The organism is Chelatococcus sp. CO-6 (genome assembly GCF_001271345.1).
Classification (GTDB): Bacteria; Pseudomonadota; Alphaproteobacteria; order Rhizobiales; family Beijerinckiaceae; genus Chelatococcus_A; species Chelatococcus_A caeni.
The window spans coordinates 2,550,582-2,570,603 of record NZ_CP012398.1 but is presented as its reverse complement, the minus strand read 5'-3'; the positions used below and the strand labels follow the sequence as shown (position 1 = coordinate 2,570,603).

The 20,022-nt window shown below is 68.0% G+C and carries 19 protein-coding genes, 1 tRNA gene and 1 pseudogene; 9 read left to right on the top strand and 12 right to left on the bottom strand.

The window, feature by feature from the left end:
* Nucleotides 1–85 precede the first annotated feature (85 nt).
* The 4 genes from AL346_RS12060 to AL346_RS12045 all read left to right on the top strand — a co-directional run bounded on the left by AL346_RS12060 (nucleotide 86) and on the right by AL346_RS12045 (nucleotide 3,554).
* Nucleotides 86–835 carry an electron transfer flavoprotein subunit beta/FixA family protein gene (locus tag AL346_RS12060; RefSeq protein WP_019402210.1) on the top strand — a complete coding sequence of 250 codons (750 nt, stop codon included), beginning with the start codon at nucleotides 86–88 and terminating at the stop codon, nucleotides 833–835.
* Between the two features lies 1 nt (nucleotide 836).
* On the top strand, nucleotides 837–1,781 hold the full coding sequence (locus tag AL346_RS12055) for an electron transfer flavoprotein subunit alpha/FixB family protein (protein ID WP_019402211.1): 945 nt from the start codon (nucleotides 837–839) through the stop codon (nucleotides 1,779–1,781).
* A gap of 171 nt (nucleotides 1,782–1,952) precedes the next feature.
* Nucleotides 1,953–2,834 carry a 3-hydroxybutyryl-CoA dehydrogenase gene (locus AL346_RS12050; RefSeq protein ID WP_026015138.1) on the top strand — a complete coding sequence of 294 codons (882 nt, stop codon included), beginning with the start codon at nucleotides 1,953–1,955 and terminating at the stop codon, nucleotides 2,832–2,834.
* Nucleotides 2,835–2,981: 147 nt separating this feature from the next.
* Nucleotides 2,982–3,554: an HNH endonuclease gene (locus AL346_RS12045; protein WP_019402213.1), complete on the top strand. Its 573-nt coding sequence runs from the start codon at nucleotides 2,982–2,984 to the stop codon at nucleotides 3,552–3,554.
* Here AL346_RS12045 and AL346_RS12040 read toward each other — a convergent pair whose 3' ends face one another.
* Both AL346_RS12040 and AL346_RS12035 read right to left on the bottom strand, forming a co-directional pair.
* Nucleotides 3,555–4,076 carry a disulfide bond formation protein B gene (locus tag AL346_RS12040; protein WP_019402214.1) on the bottom strand — a complete coding sequence of 174 codons (522 nt, stop codon included), beginning with the start codon at nucleotides 4,074–4,076 and terminating at the stop codon, nucleotides 3,555–3,557.
* A 110-nt stretch (nucleotides 4,077–4,186) separates the two neighbouring features.
* Nucleotides 4,187–4,768, bottom strand: coding sequence for a YqaA family protein (locus AL346_RS12035; RefSeq protein ID WP_019402215.1), 582 nt, complete (start codon nucleotides 4,766–4,768; stop codon nucleotides 4,187–4,189).
* A 161-nt stretch (nucleotides 4,769–4,929) separates the two neighbouring features.
* On the opposite strand from AL346_RS12035, the gene AL346_RS12030 reads away from it, so the two are divergent.
* Nucleotides 4,930–5,014, top strand: a tRNA-Leu gene (locus AL346_RS12030).
* A 50-nt stretch (nucleotides 5,015–5,064) separates the two neighbouring features.
* Here AL346_RS12030 and AL346_RS12025 read toward each other — a convergent pair.
* From AL346_RS12025 to AL346_RS12015, 3 genes and pseudogenes are all read right to left on the bottom strand, one after another.
* Nucleotides 5,065–5,340, bottom strand: coding sequence for an Atu4866 domain-containing protein (locus AL346_RS12025; protein ID WP_085953009.1), 276 nt, complete (start codon nucleotides 5,338–5,340; stop codon nucleotides 5,065–5,067).
* 85 nt (nucleotides 5,341–5,425) lie between these two features.
* A pseudogene (locus AL346_RS12020) lies at nucleotides 5,426–5,904 on the bottom strand (carboxymuconolactone decarboxylase family protein).
* A gap of 11 nt (nucleotides 5,905–5,915) precedes the next feature.
* Nucleotides 5,916–6,641: an SDR family oxidoreductase gene (locus AL346_RS12015; RefSeq protein WP_019402218.1), complete on the bottom strand. Its 726-nt coding sequence runs from the start codon at nucleotides 6,639–6,641 to the stop codon at nucleotides 5,916–5,918.
* A gap of 120 nt (nucleotides 6,642–6,761) precedes the next feature.
* Here AL346_RS12015 and AL346_RS12010 point away from each other — a divergent pair, with 120 nt between their 5' ends.
* On the top strand, nucleotides 6,762–7,652 hold the full coding sequence (locus AL346_RS12010) for a LysR family transcriptional regulator (RefSeq protein ID WP_019402219.1): 891 nt from the start codon (nucleotides 6,762–6,764) through the stop codon (nucleotides 7,650–7,652).
* Between the two features lie 7 nt (nucleotides 7,653–7,659).
* Here AL346_RS12010 and AL346_RS12005 read toward each other — a convergent pair whose 3' ends face one another.
* A complete protein-coding gene (locus tag AL346_RS12005) occupies nucleotides 7,660–8,136 on the bottom strand; it encodes an Lrp/AsnC family transcriptional regulator (protein WP_019402220.1) in 477 nt (158 codons plus the stop codon).
* Between the two features lie 137 nt (nucleotides 8,137–8,273).
* Here AL346_RS12005 and AL346_RS12000 point away from each other — a divergent pair, with 137 nt between their 5' ends.
* Nucleotides 8,274–10,682: a transketolase gene (locus AL346_RS12000; RefSeq protein WP_019402221.1), complete on the top strand. Its 2,409-nt coding sequence runs from the start codon at nucleotides 8,274–8,276 to the stop codon at nucleotides 10,680–10,682.
* A 90-nt stretch (nucleotides 10,683–10,772) separates the two neighbouring features.
* Here AL346_RS12000 and AL346_RS11995 read toward each other — a convergent pair whose 3' ends face one another.
* From AL346_RS11995 to AL346_RS11970, 6 genes are all read right to left on the bottom strand, one after another.
* A complete protein-coding gene (locus tag AL346_RS11995) occupies nucleotides 10,773–10,970 on the bottom strand; it encodes a hypothetical protein (protein WP_019402222.1) in 198 nt (65 codons plus the stop codon).
* Nucleotides 10,971–11,084: 114 nt separating this feature from the next.
* Nucleotides 11,085–12,008, bottom strand: a complete 924-nt coding sequence (locus AL346_RS11990; RefSeq protein ID WP_019402223.1) for a 3-keto-5-aminohexanoate cleavage protein — start codon at nucleotides 12,006–12,008, stop codon at nucleotides 11,085–11,087.
* 32 nt (nucleotides 12,009–12,040) lie between these two features.
* Nucleotides 12,041–12,976 carry a 3-hydroxyacyl-CoA dehydrogenase gene (locus AL346_RS11985; RefSeq protein WP_019402224.1) on the bottom strand — a complete coding sequence of 312 codons (936 nt, stop codon included), beginning with the start codon at nucleotides 12,974–12,976 and terminating at the stop codon, nucleotides 12,041–12,043.
* 183 nt (nucleotides 12,977–13,159) lie between these two features.
* Nucleotides 13,160–15,673, bottom strand: coding sequence for a branched-chain amino acid ABC transporter ATP-binding protein/permease (locus AL346_RS11980; RefSeq protein ID WP_019402225.1), 2,514 nt, complete (start codon nucleotides 15,671–15,673; stop codon nucleotides 13,160–13,162).
* An 11-nt stretch (nucleotides 15,674–15,684) separates the two neighbouring features.
* A complete protein-coding gene (locus AL346_RS11975) occupies nucleotides 15,685–16,563 on the bottom strand; it encodes a branched-chain amino acid ABC transporter permease (RefSeq protein ID WP_019402226.1) in 879 nt (292 codons plus the stop codon).
* A 281-nt stretch (nucleotides 16,564–16,844) separates the two neighbouring features.
* Nucleotides 16,845–18,098: an ABC transporter substrate-binding protein gene (locus tag AL346_RS11970; protein ID WP_019402227.1), complete on the bottom strand. Its 1,254-nt coding sequence runs from the start codon at nucleotides 18,096–18,098 to the stop codon at nucleotides 16,845–16,847.
* 233 nt (nucleotides 18,099–18,331) lie between these two features.
* On the opposite strand from AL346_RS11970, the gene AL346_RS11965 reads away from it, so the two are divergent.
* Entirely contained in the window at nucleotides 18,332–19,030 is a 699-nt protein-coding gene (locus AL346_RS11965; protein ID WP_019402228.1) for a GntR family transcriptional regulator, read from the top strand.
* 29 nt (nucleotides 19,031–19,059) lie between these two features.
* Entirely contained in the window at nucleotides 19,060–19,836 is a 777-nt protein-coding gene (locus AL346_RS11960; RefSeq protein WP_019402229.1) for an SDR family oxidoreductase, read from the top strand.
* Nucleotides 19,837–20,022 lie beyond the last annotated feature (186 nt).

Sequence of the window (20,022 nt, the reverse complement as noted above, 5' to 3'; positions counted from 1 at the left end):
CGGCAGGCGGTCGCGCAGCTTTGCTGCACCGCCACATGACGGCAGGGCGTCCCATGTCGGTCCTCGGTCGAAAGGACTCAAGTCGATGAAGATCCTGGTGCCCGTGAAGCGGGTCGTAGACTACAACGTCAAGATCCGCGTCAAGGCGGACGGCTCGGGTGTCGAGCTCGCCAATGTGAAGATGTCGATGAACCCCTTCGACGAGATCGCCGTCGAGGAGGCCATCCGCCTCAAGGAGGCGGGCAAGGCGAGCGAGATCGTCGTCGTGTCGATCGGCCCGCAGCAGGCGGCCGAGACCATCCGCACCGGCCTTGCCATGGGCGCCGACCGCGGCATCCTCGTCAAGACCGACGTCGCCACCGAGCCGCTCGGCGTCGCCAAGGTGCTGAAGAAGGTGATCGAGCAGGAAGCGCCCGGCCTCGTCATCATGGGCAAGCAGGCGATCGACGACGACGCCAACCAGACCGGCCAGATGCTCGCCGCCCTCCTCGGCTGGTCACAGGGCACCTTCGCCTCCAAGGTCGTGATCGGCGACGGCTCCGTGGACGTGACGCGCGAGATCGACGGCGGCCTGCAGACGCTGACGCTGAAGCTGCCGGCCATCGTGACGACGGACCTGCGCCTCAACGAGCCGCGCTACGCTTCGCTGCCGAACATCATGAAGGCGAAGAAGAAGCCGATCGACGAGACGAGCCCCGAGACGCTCGGCGTCGACGTGTCGCCGCGCCTCAAGGTGCTGAAGACGGCGGAGCCGCCCGTGCGCCAGGCCGGCGTCAAGGTGGGCTCGGTCGCCGAGCTCGTGCAGAAACTCAAGGACGAGGCGGGAGTTCTCTAAGATGACGACGCTGCTTCTCGCCAAGCACGACAACAAGACCCTCAACGACGCCACCGCCAAGGCGCTCACCGCGGCCAAGGCGCTCGGCGCGCCGGTGCACGTCCTCGTCGCCGGCGCCGGCTGCGGCGCCGTGGCCGAGGCTGCCGCCAAGCTCGAAGGCGTCGAGAAGGTGCTTCTCGCCGATGCGCCGCTCTACGAGCACCGCCTCGCCGAGCCGCTCGCCGACCTCATCGTGTCGCTCGCGGGCGGCTATGACGCCCTCGTCGCGCCCGGCACGACGACGGGCAAGAACGTCATGCCCCGCGTCGCGGCCCTCCTCGACGTCATGCAGGTGTCGGAGATCACCAAGGTCGTCTCGCCGAACACGTTCGAGCGGCCGATCTATGCCGGCAACGCCATCCAGACGGTCGAGACGAGCGAGGCCAAGAAGGTCATCACCGTGCGCACCGCCGCCTTCCAGGCCGCCGGCCAGGGCGGCTCGGCGCCGGTCGAGCAGGTCGCCGCCGGGCAGGATCCGGCCCTCTCCTCGTTCAAGGGCGAGGAACTGTCGAAGTCCGACCGCCCCGAACTCGCCTCCGCCAAGATCATCATCTCCGGCGGGCGCGCCCTCGGCTCGGCCGAGAACTTCACCAAGGTGATCGAGCCCATCGCCGACAAGCTGGGCGCCGCCATGGGCGCCTCGCGCGCGGCGGTCGACGCCGGCTACGCGCCGAACGACTGGCAGGTGGGCCAGACCGGCAAGGTGGTGGCGCCAGAGCTCTACATCGCCGTCGGCATCTCGGGGGCCATCCAGCACCTCGCCGGCATGAAGGATTCCAAGGTCATCGTCGCCATCAACAAGGACGAGGAAGCGCCCATCTTCCAGGTGGCGGACTACGGCCTCGTCGCCGACCTCTTCACCGCCCTGCCCGAACTCGGCGAGGAGCTTGCGAAGATCGGCCGCTGACGCGCGCGCCACGGCAACCGCCGCGAGCGGTTTCCGTGGCGTTCGCCCCGGAGAGTGATTAAAACAGAGCGCGGGACAGCCCCCGGCTGCCGCGCTTGACGGCTTTGGAGAGCCGCCACGCGCGCCGGCCGGCGAAAGTCGGCAGGTATCGACAGGGATGGATTGGACTTCATGTCTCAGCGGATCCGGACAGTAGGCATCATCGGCGCAGGGCAGATGGGCAACGGCATCGCCCATGTCTGCGCGCTCGCCGGTTACGACGTCGCGCTCAACGACTTGAGCGAGGAGCGCATCAACGCCGGGCTTGCGACCATCAACGGCAATCTCTCCCGCCAGGAATCGAAAGGCCAGATCACCGAGGCCGAGAAGCAGAAGGCGCTGGCGCACATCACGCCGGCCCTCACCTACGAGGCCCTCGCCCGCTGCGACATCGTCATCGAGGCGGCGACGGAGAACGAGGAGACGAAGCGCAAGATCTTCGAGGCGCTCTGTCCCGCCCTGCCGCCTGAAACCATCATCGGCACCAACACCTCGTCCATCTCCATCACCCGCCTCGCCTCCACGACCGACCGGCCGGAGCGCTTCATCGGCATTCACTTCATGAATCCCGTGCCGGTGATGCAACTCGTCGAGATCATCCGCGGCATCGCCACCGAGGACCCGACCTTCGAGGCCACGAAGGCGTTCGTCGCCAATCTCGGCAAGACGGCGACGCTGGCCGAGGATTTCCCGGCCTTCATCGTCAACAGGATCCTTTTGCCGATGATCAACGAGGCGATCTACACCCTCTACGAGGGCGTGGGCTCGGTCGAATCGATCGACACCGCCATGCGCCTCGGCGCCAATCATCCGATGGGGCCGCTGCAGCTCGCCGACTTCATCGGCCTCGACACCTGCCTGTCGATCATGCAGGTGCTCTACGACGGCCTGGCCGATTCGAAGTACCGCCCCTGCCCGCTCCTCGTGAAATATGTCGAGGCCGGCTGGCTCGGCCGCAAGACGAAGCGCGGCTTCTACGACTATCGGGGCGAACACCCGGTTCCGACCCGCTGAGGGTGGCCCGCCAAGGCGCGGCTGCGGCAATGACGCAGCCCCTCGCCTCCATCTTGGCGCTTCACAAGCCCGTCACACGGTTTATAGACTATCTCTGCTGACGGATTCGCACGTCACGTGCGAGGTCCCCAACCAGCGGAGGCCCCCGTGACGGTGCACGTGCCTCAATCGACGGTGTCGCCGGATGCCTGTCCGGCCCTGGTGCTCAACGCCGATTACAGGCCGTTGAGCTACTACCCGCTTTCGCTCTGGGGCTGGCAGGACACCATCAAGGCGGTCTTCCTCGAGCGGGTCAACATCCTCTCGCACTACGACCGAACGGTCCGAAGTCCGAGCTTCGAGATGCGCCTGCCCTCGGTCGTCTGCCTCAAGACCTACGTCAAACCGTCACGACAACCCGCCTTCACCCGGTTCAACGTTTTCCTGCGCGATCGTTTCACCTGCCAATATTGCGGCTCCCGCGAAGACCTCACATTCGACCATCTCATTCCCCGGTCGAAGGGCGGGCAGACCACCTGGGACAACGTCGTCACCGCCTGTTCCCCGTGCAACCTGCAGAAGAGCGACCGCCTGCCCGAGGATGTCGGGATGTGGCCCGGCCAGCTGCCCTACGCCCCGAGCGTGCAGGACCTGCACCACAACGGCCGCCAGTTCCCGCCCAACTACCTGCACGACAGCTGGCTAGACTATCTCTACTGGGATACCGAACTCGAGCCTTGATCAGCCGCGCGTCAGCGCCGCCTTCGCGCCGAGCGCCGCCACGGCCGCAATGGCGAGCGAGATCAGCACGTTCCAGCCCGCCAGCGACAGCCCCAGAAAGCGCCAGGCCGCCTCCGTGCAGCTGACGACGCGCACGCCCTGCAGGCTCTGCAGGAAGTCGCCGACCGCCTCGGGGCTCGCCCCGCCCGTGCCGGCGCAGTCGCTCGGCCCGAGCCACCAGCCCCATTCGACGCCCGCGTGATAAGCGCCGAGGCCCGCGCTGACGAGGAAGACGACGGCGAGCAGCAGCAGGCCGACGCCGCTCGCCCGCTCCAGTGCCGGCCGGGGCGGCAGCAGGGCGAGGCCGAGGGCGATGGGCATCGCCACATAATAGGGATTGCGCTGCATGAGGCAGAGCGGGCACGGCCACAGGCCGAAGCCGTGTTCGAAGACGAGCGCGCCGCCGATGGTCGCGGCCGCGGCGAGGAGGACGGCGAGCGCGACGCGCCGCGGGCTCGCCAGAAACTCGGCCAGTGCGTTCATCCGCCTTGTCCTCCGTCGGGCGCCGTCCCGGACGCCTTGTCCTTCCATGTGGCGCAGATGGCCACAGGTCACATCGGGTTGCATCTCACGATCGGCTGAAGCCACCGGCGTCAGAAGAGAAGGACCGCGGCGGCGAAGCCGCCGACGATGCCCACGATGACGATGGACGCCACCAGCGTCAGGTGCTCGTCGAGCAGGCGCCGGATGGGGCCGCCGAAGCGGTGCATCACCCCGGCGACGAGGTAGAAGCGGGCGCCGCGCGTCACGATGGACAGGAGCATGAACCAGAAGAGGTCGTAGCCGGCGAAACCCGAGGTGATGGTGACGAGCTTGTAGGGGATCGGTGTGAGCCCCTTCAGCAGGATGACCCAGTGCCCGTATTCCGCATAGGCGCTGCGGAAGGTCTCCACCTTGTCGCCGTAGCCGTAGAGCTGGATGAGCCACAGCCCGAGCGAATCGTACAGCAAGGCCCCGATCGCATAGCCGAGGAGGCCGCCGGCGACCGAGGTGACCGTGCAGACCATGGCGTAGAACCAGGCCCGGTCCGGCCGCGCCAGCGCCATCGGCACCAGGACGACGTCCGGCGGCACGGGAAAGAACGAGCTCTCCGAAAAGGAAACCGCGCCGAGGGCCCAGGTGGCGCGGGGCCGGCCGGCGAGTGAGAGCGTCCAGTCGTAGAGGCGTCGGAACATCGGCTTCGCTTACCGGGCGGGCGGGCGCTTGTCCATCGGCCAACGAGCCGCACCGGCACAAGCCCCTCATCGATATGTCGTGGCAATCCTTTCTAATCCATTGACCGGTGTTGCGCCGCCGCTATGATCCGCCGCGCCCCGGCTCACGCCGGCGGAAATGTGCGGGCGTGGCGGAATTGGTAGACGCAGCGGACTCAAAATCCGCCGGAGCAATCCTTGTCGGTTCGAGTCCGACCGCCCGCACCAGCTTTCCCTTTCACGCTTTCAGACGGTCGAGCCGGGCGCCGCGTCGGACGCTACTCCTTCCGGTAGAAGATCATCCCGCCGTGATGGAGGACGCCGTCGATGAACTCGCCGTCGGCGGTGAAGCCGGTATCGTCCCAATAGTCGATGTGGTTGCCGCGCACCTCGTAGCGGCCCTGATAGGCGCTCTCGCGGGTGCCGCGCGCCTCGTCATAGCGGCCGTTCGGCAGCAGGTTGTGGCGAATGTGGCCGTCGGCGGTGACCCACATGCCGACGTAAGGGTGGCTCTCGGCCGGCGGGGCCACTGGCTGCTCCGGTTGCGGGGTCATCTGGGCAAGGCCTTTCTGGGCTGGGAGGAGTGCCGCGCCTGCGAGCAGCGCGGCGGCGAAAAGCGTCAGGCGATGGTTCATGGCATCACTCCTCGGGGCTGCGGCCGGAAGCGGCGCGCTCGGCGAACAGCTCCGCCAGGGCCCGGGAGGCGGCGATCGCCCGGGGAAAGCCGGCCGGCACGGTCACCATGTAGATGATCTCCTTCAGCTCTTCCTCGGAGACGCCGATGTTGAGCGCGTAGCCGGCATGGACCTTTATGAAGCCAGGCTCACCCATGGCGGCGAAGGCTGCGACGGCGGCGAGCTGGCGCGTGCGGTTGTCGAGGCCGGGCCGGGACCAGACGTCGCCCAGCGCATAGCCCTCCGTCGCTTCGGCGAGGAACGGGAACTCCCGCCGCATGCCCTCCAGCACGGCCTGCGGGGCACCGTTGTTCAGGCCCTGACGACGGCATCGCCGCGCCGCAGGCGCTCCTGCGTCGTCTCGGCAATCGCAGCCCCCGGGGCCGCGGCGAGCAGGAACGCCGCGGCGACCGGCCCATACGTCGAACGTGCAGCAAAGGTCATTCTCGCCTCCCTCACCTGGTCGCCGTCGGGCGGACGACGATCTCGTTGACGTCGACATCGTCCGGCTGCTCGATTGCGTAGCGGACGGCCCGGCCGATGGCGTCGGGCTTGAGGGCGATGGCGCGATAGGTCCTCATCGCCTCGGCCGCCACGGGGTCGGTGATCGAATCGGCGAGTTCGCTCTCGACGACGCCCGGATGGATGCAGGTGACGCGGATGCTGTCGTGCTCCTGCCTGAGGCCGTCCGAGATGGCCCGCACGGCATATTTCGTGGCACAATAGACGGCGGCCGTGGGCGAGACGGCGAGCGCGCCGATGGAGGCGATGTTGATGATGTGGCCGGAGCCGCGGCCGGTCATCTCGGGCAGCACGGCGGCGATGCCGTAGAGCACGCCCTTGATGTTGACGTCGACCATGCGGTCCCACTCGTCGACCTTCAGCGAAGCCATCAGCGAGAGCGGCATGACGCCGGCGTTGTTGACGATGACGTCGACGCGGCCGAAGGTCTCGCGCGCGGCCTCGGCAAAGGCGGCGACATCGGCGCGGTCGGTGACGTCGAGGCGGCGCACCATCGCCGCCCCGCCCGTCGACCGGATCTCTTCGGCGAGGGCCTCCATCCGGTCGGTGCGGCGGGCGCCCAGCGCGACCTTGGCGCCGGCAGCGCCGAGCTCCCGGGCAATGGCGGCACCGATGCCGCTCGATGCGCCGGTGATGAGGACGACCTTGTCGAGGGACATGCAAATCTCCCGTTTCCGTTGGTGTTCGGCCGCCATGCGGCGGTTGCCACCAAGGTAGGACTGCCCCATTGTTGCGATAACATGCTCATTCGTTGCCATTGCGGAAAGAAATTCTAACCAATGCAGCCGGACCTCAATGCCCTCGCCGTCTTCGCGCTCGTGGCGGAGGAGCGCAGTTTTCGGGCTGCGGCGGACCGCCTGGGCGTCACCCGCTCGGCGGTCAGCCAGACCATCCGGCGGCTCGAGGAGACGCTCGGCATCGCCCTCGTGCAGCGCACGACGCGCAGCGTCAGCCTGACGGAGGCGGGCGAGCGCCTCCATGCGCAGGTGGCCCCGGCGATCGCCGACATGCGCTCGGCCGTCGAGGCGACCGGGAACCTGCGAGCGGGGCCGCGCGGCCAGTTGCGGCTCGCCGTCTCCTCGATCGCGGAGCGCTTCCTGTCCGGGCCCTTCCTGGCGCGCTTCGCCGAGGACAATCCCGAGATCCAGCTCGACATCACGGTGACGGATGAGGAGTTCGACATCGTCGCCGAGGGCTACGACGCCGGTGTCAGGCTGGGCGAGGTGATCGAGCAGGACATGATCGCCGTGTCGATCGCCGGGGACGAGCGGCAGCTAGCGGTCTGCGCGCCGGCCTATCGCGACCGCTTCGGCCTGCCGTCGCATCCGGCCGCGCTCGCCCGCCACCGCTGCATCGGCTGGCGCCCGGCCCCGCGGGTCGTGCCCTACCGGTGGGAGTTCGCGGAGGACGGCAAGGAGTTCAGCGTCGCGGTCGCGCCGGAGATCACGACGAACGACATGGCGCTGATGATCAAGCTCGCCCTCGCCGGCGCCGGGATCACCTTCGGCATGGAAGAGAGCTTCCGCCCCTTCATCGAGCGGGGCGAGCTCGTCCCGGTCCTCGAAGGCTTCTGCCCACGCTTCGCCGGCTTCTATCTGTACTACCCGAGCCGCCGCAACGTCGCCCCGAAGCTGCGCGCGCTCATCGAGCACGTGCAGCGCTTCCGGTGAGCGGCCATCAGCGCAGCGGCAGCACGTGGGTGTGCTTGACCTGCTCCAGCGCAAAGCTCGACTCGATGGAGGCAACCCCGTCGAGGCGCGTCAGCTTCTCCTTGAGGAAGCGCTCGTAGGCCGGCAGGTCGGCGCAGACCACGCGCATCAGGTAATCGCGCTGGCCGGTCATGAGGTAGCATTCCATCACCTCGGGCCAGCGGGACACGGTGGCGGCGAAGCGGTCGAGCTCCTCCTCGCGCTGGCGCTCGAGCTTGATGGAGATGAAGACGCTCACCGGCAGGTCGACGGCTGCCTGGTCGACCACCGCCACATAGCCACGGATGACGCCGGCCTCCTCGAGCAGGCGCACGCGGCGCAGGCAGGGCGAGGTGGTGAGGCCGACCCGCTCCGCCAGCGCCTGGATGGTCGTGCGCCCGTCCGCCTGCAGGGCGGCGAGAATGCGCCGGTCGATGTCATCGAGGACGACGTGGCGTTTTTTCATCGCAGAAGCCAGTTCTTCTCTCTATAATTGCCATGATTTGAACGTGCGCTGGCAAATTTGGCAAGTTATGCCACGTTGCGCGCCCTAGGCTAACCCTGTCGCGGCCGCTGCCGCCCAGAACGACAGAGGGACTGCCCATGACGGACGAGCGCCTCGCCCATCTCTCCGCGCTGGAGAAGAAGGTGCTGTGGCTGGCGACGTGGACCATTCACAACGCCAACCACCTGCGGGACAACGAGGACGGGCTCAAGATCGGCGGGCACCAGGCCTCCTCCGCCTCGCTCGCCACCATCATGACGGCGCTCTACTTCTCGGCCTTGAGGCCGCAAGACCGGGTGGCGGTGAAGCCGCACGCGAGCCCCATCTTCCACGCCATCCAGTATCTCCTCGGCCACCAGAGCAAGGAGAAGCTCGCCGATTTCCGCGCCTACAAGGGCGCGCAGTCCTACCCCTCGCGCACCAAGGACATCGACGACGTCGACTTCTCCACGGGCTCGGTCGGGCTCGGCGTGGCGCAGACGCTGTTCGCCTCGCTGGTGCAGGACTACGTCAAGGCGCACGGCTGGGCGAAGGACTGGCCGGAGGGGCGCATGGTCGCCCTCATCGGCGACGCCGAGATGGACGAGGGCAACATCTTCGAGGCCTTGCTCGAGGGCTGGAAACAGGGCCTCCGCAACTGCTGGTGGATCATCGACTACAACCGCCAGAGCCTCGATGCCGTCATCCGCGAGGGGCTGTTCTCGCGTTTCGAGGCGCTATTCTCGGCCTTCGGCTGGGAGGTGGTGACGCTGAAATACGGCTCGCTGCTGGAGGAGGCCTTTCGCGAGAAGGGCGGCGAGGCGCTGCGGCGCTGGATCGACACCTGCCCCAACCAGCTCTATTCGGCGCTGACCTTCCAGGGCGGCGCGGCCTGGCGCAAGCGCCTCCTCGACGACATCGGCGACCAGGGGCCGGTCACCGCGCTCATCGAGCGGCGCAGCGACGAGGCGCTGGCACGGCTGATGACGAACCTCGCCGGCCATGACCTGCCCTCGCTCATCGCGGCCTTCGAGGCGGCGAAGGCGCACGACAAGCCGGTCGTCTTCATCGCCTATACGATCAAGGGCTTCGGCCTGCCGCTCGCCGGGCACAAGGACAACCATTCCGGGCTGATGACGCCGGCCCAGATGGAGGGCTTCCGCAAGGCGATGAACATCCGCCCGGGGCACGAGTGGGACCACTTCGAGGGCCTCGGCGTCGATGCGCGCAAGCTGCAGGCCTTCCTCGACGCCGTGCCGTTCAACGCCCGCGGGGCGCGGCGGCTCACCGCTCCGCGCGTGCCCGTGCCGGCGGAGCTGCCAGCGCCGAAGCAGGCGGAGATATCGACCCAGCAGGGCTTCGGCCTCGTGCTCAACGAGCTCGCCCGCTCGGACACGGCGCTCGCCGAGCGCATCGTCACCACCTCCCCGGACGTGACCGTGTCGACCAATCTCGGGCCGTGGGTCAACCGGCGCGGGCTCTTCGCGCGCGAGGCGATGGCCGACACCTTCCGGCAGGAGCGCATTCCCTCGACCTTCAACTGGGACTTCTCGCCCAAGGGCCAGCACATGGAGCTCGGCATCGCCGAGATGAACCTGTTCATCATGCTCTCGGCGCTCGGCCTGTCGCACAGCCTGTTCGGCGAGCGGCTCCTGCCCGTCGGCACGCTCTACGACCCCTTCATCGCCCGCGGGCTCGATGCGCTGAACTATGCCTGCTACCAGGATGCGCGCTTCCTGCTCACGGCGACGCCCGCGGGCATCACGCTGGCGCCGGAAGGCGGGGCGCACCAGTCGATCGCGACGCCGCTCATCGGCATGGCGCAGGACGGGCTCGCGGCCTTCGAGCCCGCCTTCGTCGACGAGCTTTCCGTCATCATGCGCTTTGCCTTCGACTACATGCAGCGCAGCGGCGAAGCCGCGGACGAGGACGGCAGCGCCGCCCGCTCATGGCTGCGCGACGAGACCGGCGGCTCAGTCTACCTGCGCCTGTCAACGCGGCCTCTCGCCCAGCCGCAGCGCACGATGAGCGCGGATCTTGCCCGCGACATCATCGACGGGGCCTACTGGCTGCGCGAGCCGGGGCCGAATGCGGAGATCGTCGTCGCCTATGCCGGCGCCATCGCGCCGGAAGCCATCGCCGCGGTGGGCCTGATGGCGGAGGACCGGCGCGACGTCGGCCTGCTCGCCGTCACCTCGGCCGACCGGCTCAATGCCGGCTGGACGGCGGCCAGCCGGGCCCGGGAGCGCGGCCTCGTGCACGCGCGGAGCCATGTCGAGCGGCTGTTCGAGAAGCTGCCGCCGCATTGCGGCATCGTCAGCGTGCTCGACGGCCACCCGGCGACGCTCGCCTGGCTGGGCGCCGTCGGCGGCCATCGCACCCGCTCGCTCGGGGTGGAGCATTTCGGCCAGACAGGCAGCCTCGCCGATCTTTACCGGCACTACGGCATCGACACGCAGGCCATCGTCGCGGCCGCCGAGACGCTGGCACCCGGCCGGCCGATCCGGCACCTCAGGGCGCTCGGCTGAAACGAAAGAACCCGGAGGTCGGCGCGACCCCCGGGTTCTCGAATCTCGAATATTGCCGACGGTGGATCGGCCTTCCAGCCGCGCGCGGGATCAGTAGCCGCGGCCGTTGCCCAGCACGTCACCGCCGAAGCGATCGTCACGTGGCAGCGGCGTTTGCATCAACTGATCCTCGACATATTTCGGCGTGCCGGACGGGATGTCTCCATCCACGCCCGAGCGTGACAGATTGCAGGCGGCGAGCGTGAGGGCAAAGCCCGTAGCAGCAAGCGCCACAACGAAGCGCGGCATGGAACCTCCTTGAGTCTTAGGTGGCGCCATTCGACATGAGCGCCCTGCCGGGCGCAAGCAAGAAGAGGCAGGCCGCACAACTTCGCCACAGCCATAAGGCTTTGCTGCAACACTTCAGAAGCCGACCTGATCGCCGCCCTTGAGGTCGAGGATCTGGCGCGCCTCGTCCGGCGTCGCGATCTCGAGGCCGAGGCCCTCGACGATCTGGCGGGCAAGGCGCACCTGTTCGGCATTCGATTCAGCGAGCCTGCCGGGCCCGGCCCAGAGGGAATCCTCGAGCCCCACGCGCACGTTGCCGCCCATGGCGGCGGCCATCGCTGCGATCGGCAGCTGGTTGCGGCCGGCGCCGAGCACGGACCACTGGTACCTGTCGCCGAAGAGCCTGTCGGCCGTGCGCTTCATGTGCTGCACGTCCTCCGGATGGGCGCCGATGCCGCCGAGGAGGCCGAAGACCGTCTGGACGAAGAGCGGCGGCTTGACGAGGCCGGCGTCGAGGAAATGCGCCAGGTTGTAGAGATGGGCCGTGTCGTAGCACTCGAACTCGAAGCGTGTGCCGGCATCCGACAGCGTGCGCAGCACGTATTCGATGTCCTGGAAGGTATTGCGGAAGACGATGTCCTTGTTGCCGAGGTGCTTCTCCTCCCACTCGTGCCTGAAGTCCTTGAAGCGGTTCAGCATGCCGAAGAGGCCGAAGTTCATGGAGCCCATGTTGAGCGAGGCGACCTCGGGCTTCCACGTCGCGGCGGGCTTCACGCGCTCCTGGACGGTCATGTAGGGCGCGCCGCCGGTCGTGAGGTTCACGACGCAGTCGGAGCGCTGCTTGATGATCTTGAGGAAGGGCTCGAAGGCCTCGGCCGACTGGTCGGGCTGGCCGGTTTCAGGGTTGCGGGCGTGCAGGTGGACGATGGCCGCCCCCGCCTCGGCGGCGCCGATGGCGGCGTCCGCGATCTCCTCCGGCGTCACCGGCAAGGCGGGCGACATGGAGGGCGTGTGGATGGCGCCGGTGACGGCGCAGGTGATGATGACTTTGCGGGCCATGATGGACACTCCGACTGGTCGGGAAAAAAGGATCAGGGGTCGCCGGGCTGGCTCTTCTTGTGGGCGGCGAGCGCGGCCAGGCGCCGGTTGCGCCATTCGCTGCGCGCGGCGATGCGGGACGGATCGCCCGAGCCGTGCCAGGCGGCGAGGACCTTCTCGACGTTCTCCGGGTCGTAGACCTCCGGGCGGGCCGGGTCAGCCGCGAGGCGCTTGTAGAAGCCGGTGTAGCGTGCGCAGTAATCGGCCATGCCGCCGGGAGCATTCAATTCGATGGTCTCGAACGGGCCGATGAAGGACCAGCGCAGGCCGAGCCCATCCTTCACCGTGTGGTCGAGGTCCTGCGGCGAGACATAGCCCTCCTCGACCAGGCGGAAGGCCTCGGCCAGCAGCGCGCCCTGAAGGCGGTTGAGGATGAAGCCGTCGATCTCGTTCCTGACCGTGACCGGCACCTGGCCGACGGCCTCATAGATGGCGCGGGCACGTTCCATCGTCTCGGACGCCGTCCAGGGCGCGCCGCACAATTCCACCACCGGCACGAGATGCGGCGGATTGACGGGATGGGCGACGAGGCAGCGCGCCCGGCCGGGCAGATCCTCGGTGAAGAGCGAGGCGACGATGGCCGAGGTCGAGGAGGCGAGAATGGCATCGGGCCGCGCCAGCCGGTCGAGATCGGCATAGATGGCGCGCTTGGCTTCCACCTTCTCCGGCCCGTTCTCCTGCACGATGTCCGCCTCGCCCACCGCTTCGGCAAGGGAGGCGGCGACGTGCGCCCGGGCGGCAACCGCCGCCGCATCGTCGACGAGCCCGTGGCGGGCAAGCTCCCCGCATTCCCGGGCGATGAGCGCCGGCGCCTCGGCGAGGGTCGGCCGATGCGGATCCCACAGGCGCACGTCCCAGCCGGCACGAGCAAAGACGATGGCCCAGGCCCGGCCGATGAGGCCTGCTCCCACGATGGCGGCGGTCGGCATGTGTCAGGTTCTCCCAAACGTCTGTTCTTTCAGGCGGAACGCCGCAGCGAGGCGCCGTCTCTTCGCTCCCCCTTGCGGGGAGAGGCAGGGATGGGGGGTCGTGACGAAAGAGCTCCGTTCTGCATGCTACCCCCCTCCCTACCCTCCCCCACAAGGGGGGAGGGAATAGCGGCACGCTCCCCTCTACAGCCACAGCACCTTGCGGCGCAGGTCGAGGTCCTCGCGCAGCGCCTTCGACGGGCCGGCGTGGATGACCTCGCCGCGCTCCAGCGCCACCGTCTGGTCGGACAAGGCGAGCGCCAGATCGAGGTGATGGTCGACGATGATGATGGCCACCTCCTTGCGCAGGCGATCGAAGCTCTCGAAGAGCTGCTCGACCACCGCCGGGGCGAGGCCCTCGAAGGGTTCGTCGAGCAGGAGCACGCGCACGTCGCCCGATAGCGCCCGCGCCACCGCGACCATCTGCTGCTCGCCGCCGGAGAGGTAGTCCGCCGGCGTGTCGAGCCGCTCGCGGATGCGCGGGAAATAGTCGTAGATGCGCTCGAGATCCCAGTGGATGCCGTTGCCGGTGCGGCGCTTGAGGCGGCCGAGCTCCAGGTTCTCTGCCACCGTCATGCCGGCGAAGAGCCCCCGCCCCTGCGGCACATAGCCGATGCCGAGGCGCGCCACCTCCGCCGAGGGGCGGCCGAGGAGTTCCTCGCCCGCGAGGCTGATGGAGCCGCGCGCAGCCGGGGCGATGCCGACGAGGGACTTCAGCAGCGTCGACTTGCCGGCCCCGTTGCGGCCGAGCAGCGCCACGATCTCGTTCTCGTGCACGGTAAAGCCGACGCCGTTCAGGATATGGCTCTTGCCGTAATAGGTGTGGACGTCGTCGAGCGTCAGGATCGGCTCAGGGCGCGCCGCCGTCTCGCGGGGCCTGGCCGCGACATGGGCGGCGCCGGAGCCGATATAGACCTCCTGCACCCTCGGGCTCGAACGCGCGTCCTCCACCGTGCCGTCGAGCAGCACGCGCCCGTCGTTCATCACCGTCACATGGTCGGCGAGCTTGAAGACGCGGTCGATGTCGTGCTCGACGAGCAGCACCGGGACGTCCGCCGAGAGGCGCTTGATGATGTTGCCGATGCGCTCGCGCTCGGCCGTCGCGAGGCCGGCGAGCGGCTCGTCGAGGAGCAGCATGCGCGGGCGCGTCGCGAGCGCCAGCCCCATGTCGAGCAGGCGCTGGCCGCCGTAGGAGAGCGAGCCGGCTTCGGCGCGCTCGATGCCGGCGACGCCGAGATAGCGCACGACCTCGGTCGTCTCGCCGTTGATCTCCGCGATGGCGCGCGCCTCCCGGAAGACGTTGAAGCGCTCGTGATGGCGCGCCTGAACCGCAAGGCGGATGTTCTCCTCGACGCTGAGCGCCGGGAAGAGATTGGTGATCTGGAACGAGCGGCCGATGCCGGCCCGGCAGATGGCCTCCGGCGCCATGCCCGCAATCGAGCGGCCGGCGAGCGTGATCGTGCCTTCGTCCGGCACGTACATGCCGGACAGGAGGTTGAAGGCCGTCGTCTTGCCGGCGCCGTTGGGGCCGATGAGGGCGTGCAGCGTGCGGTCCTCGACGGCGATGTCGAAGCCCTGGACCGCCTTGATGCCGCCGAAGTGCTTGACGACGCCGCGCGCCTCAAGAAGCGCACTGTTGAAATGCTCGGCCGGCTTCAGGAACTCCGGCAGCGGCAGGTTCTCCACCTTGCGCGCCGCCATTGCCGCGGCCTCCTCCGTCTTCTTGCGGAAGGGCGCGAGAAGGCGCTCGCCGATACCGACGAGGCCGGTGGGCGAGAAGACGATGAAGGCGACGAAGATGAGGCCGAACCAGAACAGCCAGTTCTCGGTGTAGATCGACAGGAACTCGCGGAAGAGGATGAAGAACAGCGCCCCGAGCGCCGGCCCGAGGAAGCTGCGCATGCCGCCGATGACGACCATGGCGAGCAATTCGCCGGAGAAGGCCACCGAGATCGGCTCGGCCGAGGTCATCCGGTTCTTGTAGAGCAGCAGCATGCCGGCAAGACCGGTGATGACGGCCGAGGCGACGAAGGCGATGAGCTTGTAGCGGTTCGTCGCATAGCCGAGGAAGCGCGCGCGCTGCTCGTTCTCGCGGATGGCGACGAGGACGGTGCCGACGGGCGAGTTGTGGAAGCGCCACAGCAGCAAGACGACGAGGAAGCCGACGGCGGCTACGAACCAGTACCAGGCGGTCGAGCTCTCGAAATCGATGCCGAACCATTGTGGGCGCGTGATGCCGCCGAGGCCGTTCTCGCCGCCGGTCACCTCCGTCCAGCGGAAGGCAACCACGTGCAGCATGGCGGCGAGCGCCAGGGTCATCAGCGAGAAATAGACGCCGCGCCGGCGCAGGATGAGATAGCCGAATACCGTCGAGACGACGAGGACGGCGCCGAGGCCGAGGAGGACGGGCGCCACGAACGAGCCCGGAAAGAGCTCGCGCTGGGCGATGCCGGCGACATAGGCCGCCATGCCGAACCAGGCGCCGTGGCCGAAGGAGATGAGCCCCGTGTGGCCGGCGAGGATGTTGAGCGCCATGCAGGCGATGGCGAAGATGACGACCTCCGCCGCTGACGTCATGGTGAGGCCGAGCGCGAGCAGCACGGAGGGCAGGACGATGAGCCCGACGGCCGCGATGGCGAGCGAGGAATACTTCTGCATTGTGCTGCGCCTCACTCGAAGCGGGTGATGCGCTCGCCGAACAGGCCGCGCGGCCTGAACAGGAGGACGAGGAACATGAGGAGGTAGATGGCGGCCGTGGAGCCGGCGGAATAGCCGACCGCCACCATCAGCCCCTTGACGAGGCCGACGAGCACCGCCGCGACGACGACGCCCCAGAAGGAGCCGAGGCCGCCGATGACGACGACGACGAAGGCCGGCGTGATGATCTCCGCACCCATGGCGGGATGGACGGAATAGATCGGCGCGAGCAGCACGCCCGCAAGGCCCGCAAGGCCGATGCCGAGCGCGGCAACCGCCGACATGTAGGGCTGCAGCGAGATGCCGAGCGCGCCGACCATGTCCGGGTTCTGCACGCCGGCCCGCACTACGCGGCCGAAGGCGGTCTTCTGCAGGAGGAACCAGAGCCCGGCGATGCAGGCCACCGCGACGACGAGCAGCATCGAGCGGTAGTAGGAATAGATGAAGTCGCCGATGAACACCTGCCCGCGCAGGGCCGGCGGGATGGAATAGGATAAAGGCGGCGCGCCGAAGATCATGCGCAGCGCCTGCTCCGCGACCATGGCGAGTCCGAAGGTGAGCAGGAGCGAATAGATGGGATCCGTGCGGTAGAAGCGCGTGAACAGGACACGCTCGATGAGGACGCCGAGCAGCGCCACCGCAACCGGCGAGACAACGAAGGAACCGCCGAAGCCGATATAGGGCGACAGGACGATCGTGAGATAGGCGCCGATGGCATAGAAGGCGCCGTGCGCCAGGTTGACGATGCCGCCGAGCGAGAAGATCAGCGACAGGCCGAGCGCGATGAGCAGGTAGTACACACCGTCGAGCAGGCCGTTCAGCACCTGCTGCAGGAAGAGCGTGAAGGTCACGAGGTCATGCTCCGGCGGTCGTTAACGGCTGGGCGGCGGGGCGTGTCATACCCTGAACTCTCTATCGGCATTGGCGTCCCGTCGGCCCTGATCCTCCCCTCCCGGGGAGTTGGCGCTGCGAAGCAGCGACGGAGGGGCCCACCCGCGGACACCGCAAGCGGATATCCCGGCCATAACCCCTCCTGTCTCGGTCCTTCGGACCGATCCACCCGCCCCTAAAGGGGAGGGATCATCGCGCCACCACGCTTAACCAGCCCACGGCGAGGCGGTTGCACCCCTCCTCATGCCGGGAAGGTGCAGGCGTTCTCCTCGCGCGTCGCGGCGATCGCATCGAGCGGCTCGTCGGGGCCGGGGACAGGGCCGGACGAGGTGAAGATATCCCACTGGTTCTCAACCTTGTCCGCCGGCAGGGCTGTCACGGCATACATCTCATGCATGAGCTGGTGGTCGAAATCGCGGAAATAGCCCTCGCGCGTCTTCAGCACGTCGAACTTGGCACCCTTCTCCCAATGCTCGACGAGCTGCAGCGATTCCGTCGATTTCAGCTCGTTCATCGACTGGGCGATGATCTTGAGCGCGATGTAGTCGCCCCAGGCCTGGTTCTCCGGCGGCTTGCCGTATTTCTTGACGAAGGCCTCGGTGAAGGCCTTCGAGCCCGGCGTCTCGAGGAGATGGTGCCAGACCACCGGCCAGGTGCCGACGAAATTGCCCTTGCCGGCCGCCCAGGCGAGCGCCGTATCGAAGCCGAAGCCGCCGATCGGGAAGGTGAGGCCGAACTCGGCATATTGCTTAAGGAAGTTGGTGATCTGCGCGCCGGCGAGGTTGAGCACCACGAGGTCGGGGCTCGCCGAGCGGATCTTGATGAGATAGGCGGAGAAGTCGGTCGCGTCCGTCGGCACGAGGTCGTCACCCGCGAACTCGCCGCCGTTCGCCTCCATGAAGCGCTTGGCGACCGAGAGCAGGTCGTGGCCGAAGGCATAGTCGGCGGTGAGCGAATACCACTTCTTGCCCTTGACCAGCCCCTCCTGCATGAACGAGCGGCCGACCGATTTCACATACATGGAATTCTGCGATTCCACATGGAACATGAAGCGCTTGCAGTCCTTGCCGCGCAATGCGTCCGAATTGCCGCCGGTGTTGACGAAGAGCGTCTTCGTGCGCTGGGCGACCTGGGCGATGGTGAGGCAGGAGGCCGAGGAGATCTCGCCCACGATGCAGGTCACCTTGTCGCGCTCCACCATGCGCTCGGCCTTGGTGGAGGCCGTCTGGGGATTGACCGAATCCTCCTTCAGGATCTCGACCTTGCGGCCGAGGATGCCGCCCGCGGCGTTGATCTCCTCCACCGCCAGATCGGCCGCCATGACCGCATATTCACCGAGCGGCCCGAGGAAGCCCGTGCGCGGGGTGAGATGGCCGAAGCGGATGACGTCGGACTGGGCACGCACGATGGCCGGCATGCCGAGCCCGGCGACGAGCGCGGTGCCGGCCGCCCCCTTCAGCAGACCGCGACGGGACAGATGATCCTTGACTGTCATGACCTCCCCCTTGGGCTTTGGCCGCTTCCTGCGGCGTGGTTTTCCATCCCCCGATCAACCTGCCGCCCGATGCGCTCACCCGGTGGCCGATCGATCGTCTCCAATCACTTGGGCCTGAAGCCCCGCAGGCGTCGCATCTCTGAGCGGATGCGTTCGGCGCTTGCCGTGATCTGTGATCACAGTTAGATTTTCCCATGTCTCGGCTGATGTCGAGTCCTTTTTTGAGGTTACCCTTGCCGCTCGCCCCCGCCCTCAACGAGATCGCGCCGCTTGCCCGCCAAACCCTGGGTGACCGGACCTATGCGCAACTGAGCGAGCTTCTCGTCTCCGGCCGCCTCGCGCCGGGCGACAAGCTCTCGCTGCGCGGCGCGGCCGAGGCGCTCGGCGTCTCGATGATGCCGGTGCGCGAGGCGGTGAGCCGTCTCGTGGCGGACGGGGCGCTCGAAGTGGCGCCCAACCGGGCCGTGCGCGTGCCGATCATGACGACCGAGCAATTCCGCGACCTGGCGCGCGTGCGCATCGAGATCGAGGGCTATGCCACCGAACAGGCGGCGCTGCTGCGCGACGACGAGGATCTGGCCGCCATCGGCCGCTGCGAGGAGGCCTTCCGGCTGGAGAGCCATGCCGAGAAGCCCGACGCGCCACTGTCGGTCGAGCTCAACAAGAACCTGCATTTCGCGATCTACGGGGCGGCGCGCTCGCCGATCCTCGTCGAGATCATCCGCGGGCTGTGGCTCAAGGTCGGGCCGATCCTCAACCTCGACCTCAGGGCCAATCCGGACCGGCTGACGAGCGGCGGGGCCCGGGAGCGGCACGCCGCGGCGCTCGCCGCCATCATCGCGAAGGACGGCGCGGCGGCCCGCGCCGCCATCGCCGAGGACATCCGCAACGCGGCGGACTTCATCATCTCCCGCGGGCAGCTCGCGGACTGACGCACCAAAGGGACGGAACGGAGAGGGCAATGGATCTCGACATCAAGGGCCTGCGTGTACTCGTGACAGCGGGCGCGAACGGCATCGGCCTCGAAATCGCCCGCGCCTTCGTGCGCGAGGGAGCCCGCGTGCACGTGTGCGACGTCGACACGGCGGCGCTCGACGCGCTCGCCACGAGCGACCCGGCCCTGACCCGCTCCACCTGCGACGTAGCGGATCGGGCCTCGGTCGCACGGCTGTTCGATGAGGCCCTCGCCGCGCTCGGCGGGCTCGACGTGCTCGTCAACAACGCCGGCATCGCCGGGCCGACGGGCAAGGTCGACGAGATCAACCCGGAGGACTGGGACCGCTGCGTCGCCGTGTGCCTCACCGGCCAGTTCAACTGCGCGCGCCTCGCCGTGCCGCACCTGAGGAAGAGCGGCAACGCCTCCATCGTCAATCTCGCCTCGGTGGCGGGACGCCTCGGCTTTGCGCTGCGCTCGCCCTATGCCGCCGCCAAATGGGGCGTCATCGGCTTCACCAAGTCGCTTTCCATCGAACTCGGGGCGGACCGCATCCGCGTCAACGCCATCCTGCCCGGCCTCGTCGCCGGCGACCGGCAGCGGCGCGTGCTCGAGGCCAAGGCCCAGCAGCGCGGCCTGAGCTTCAAGGAGATGGAGGAGCGCGCCTTCTCCTTCACCTCGATCAAGGATTACGTCACCCCGCAGCAGATCGCCGACCAGATCGTCTTCTTGGCGAGCCCGCGCGGACGCACCATCTCCGGCCAGGCCATCTCGATCTGCGGTGACACCCAGATGCTGAGCTGATCCTGCCTCGCTCGGTGCTTTGCCTGCCGCCGCATTGTGCAGCTGCGAAATGAGCTGACGCCTTTTCGGGCGCCTACGGCATTATTCAGGTCGAGCAGGCGCACGGAAACCCGGCTCTTTCCAGCCGCGTCGCAGTTGGCACGGTTGATGCTTTTTCTTTCCGCGAAGACCCAGAGGGGGTCTGAC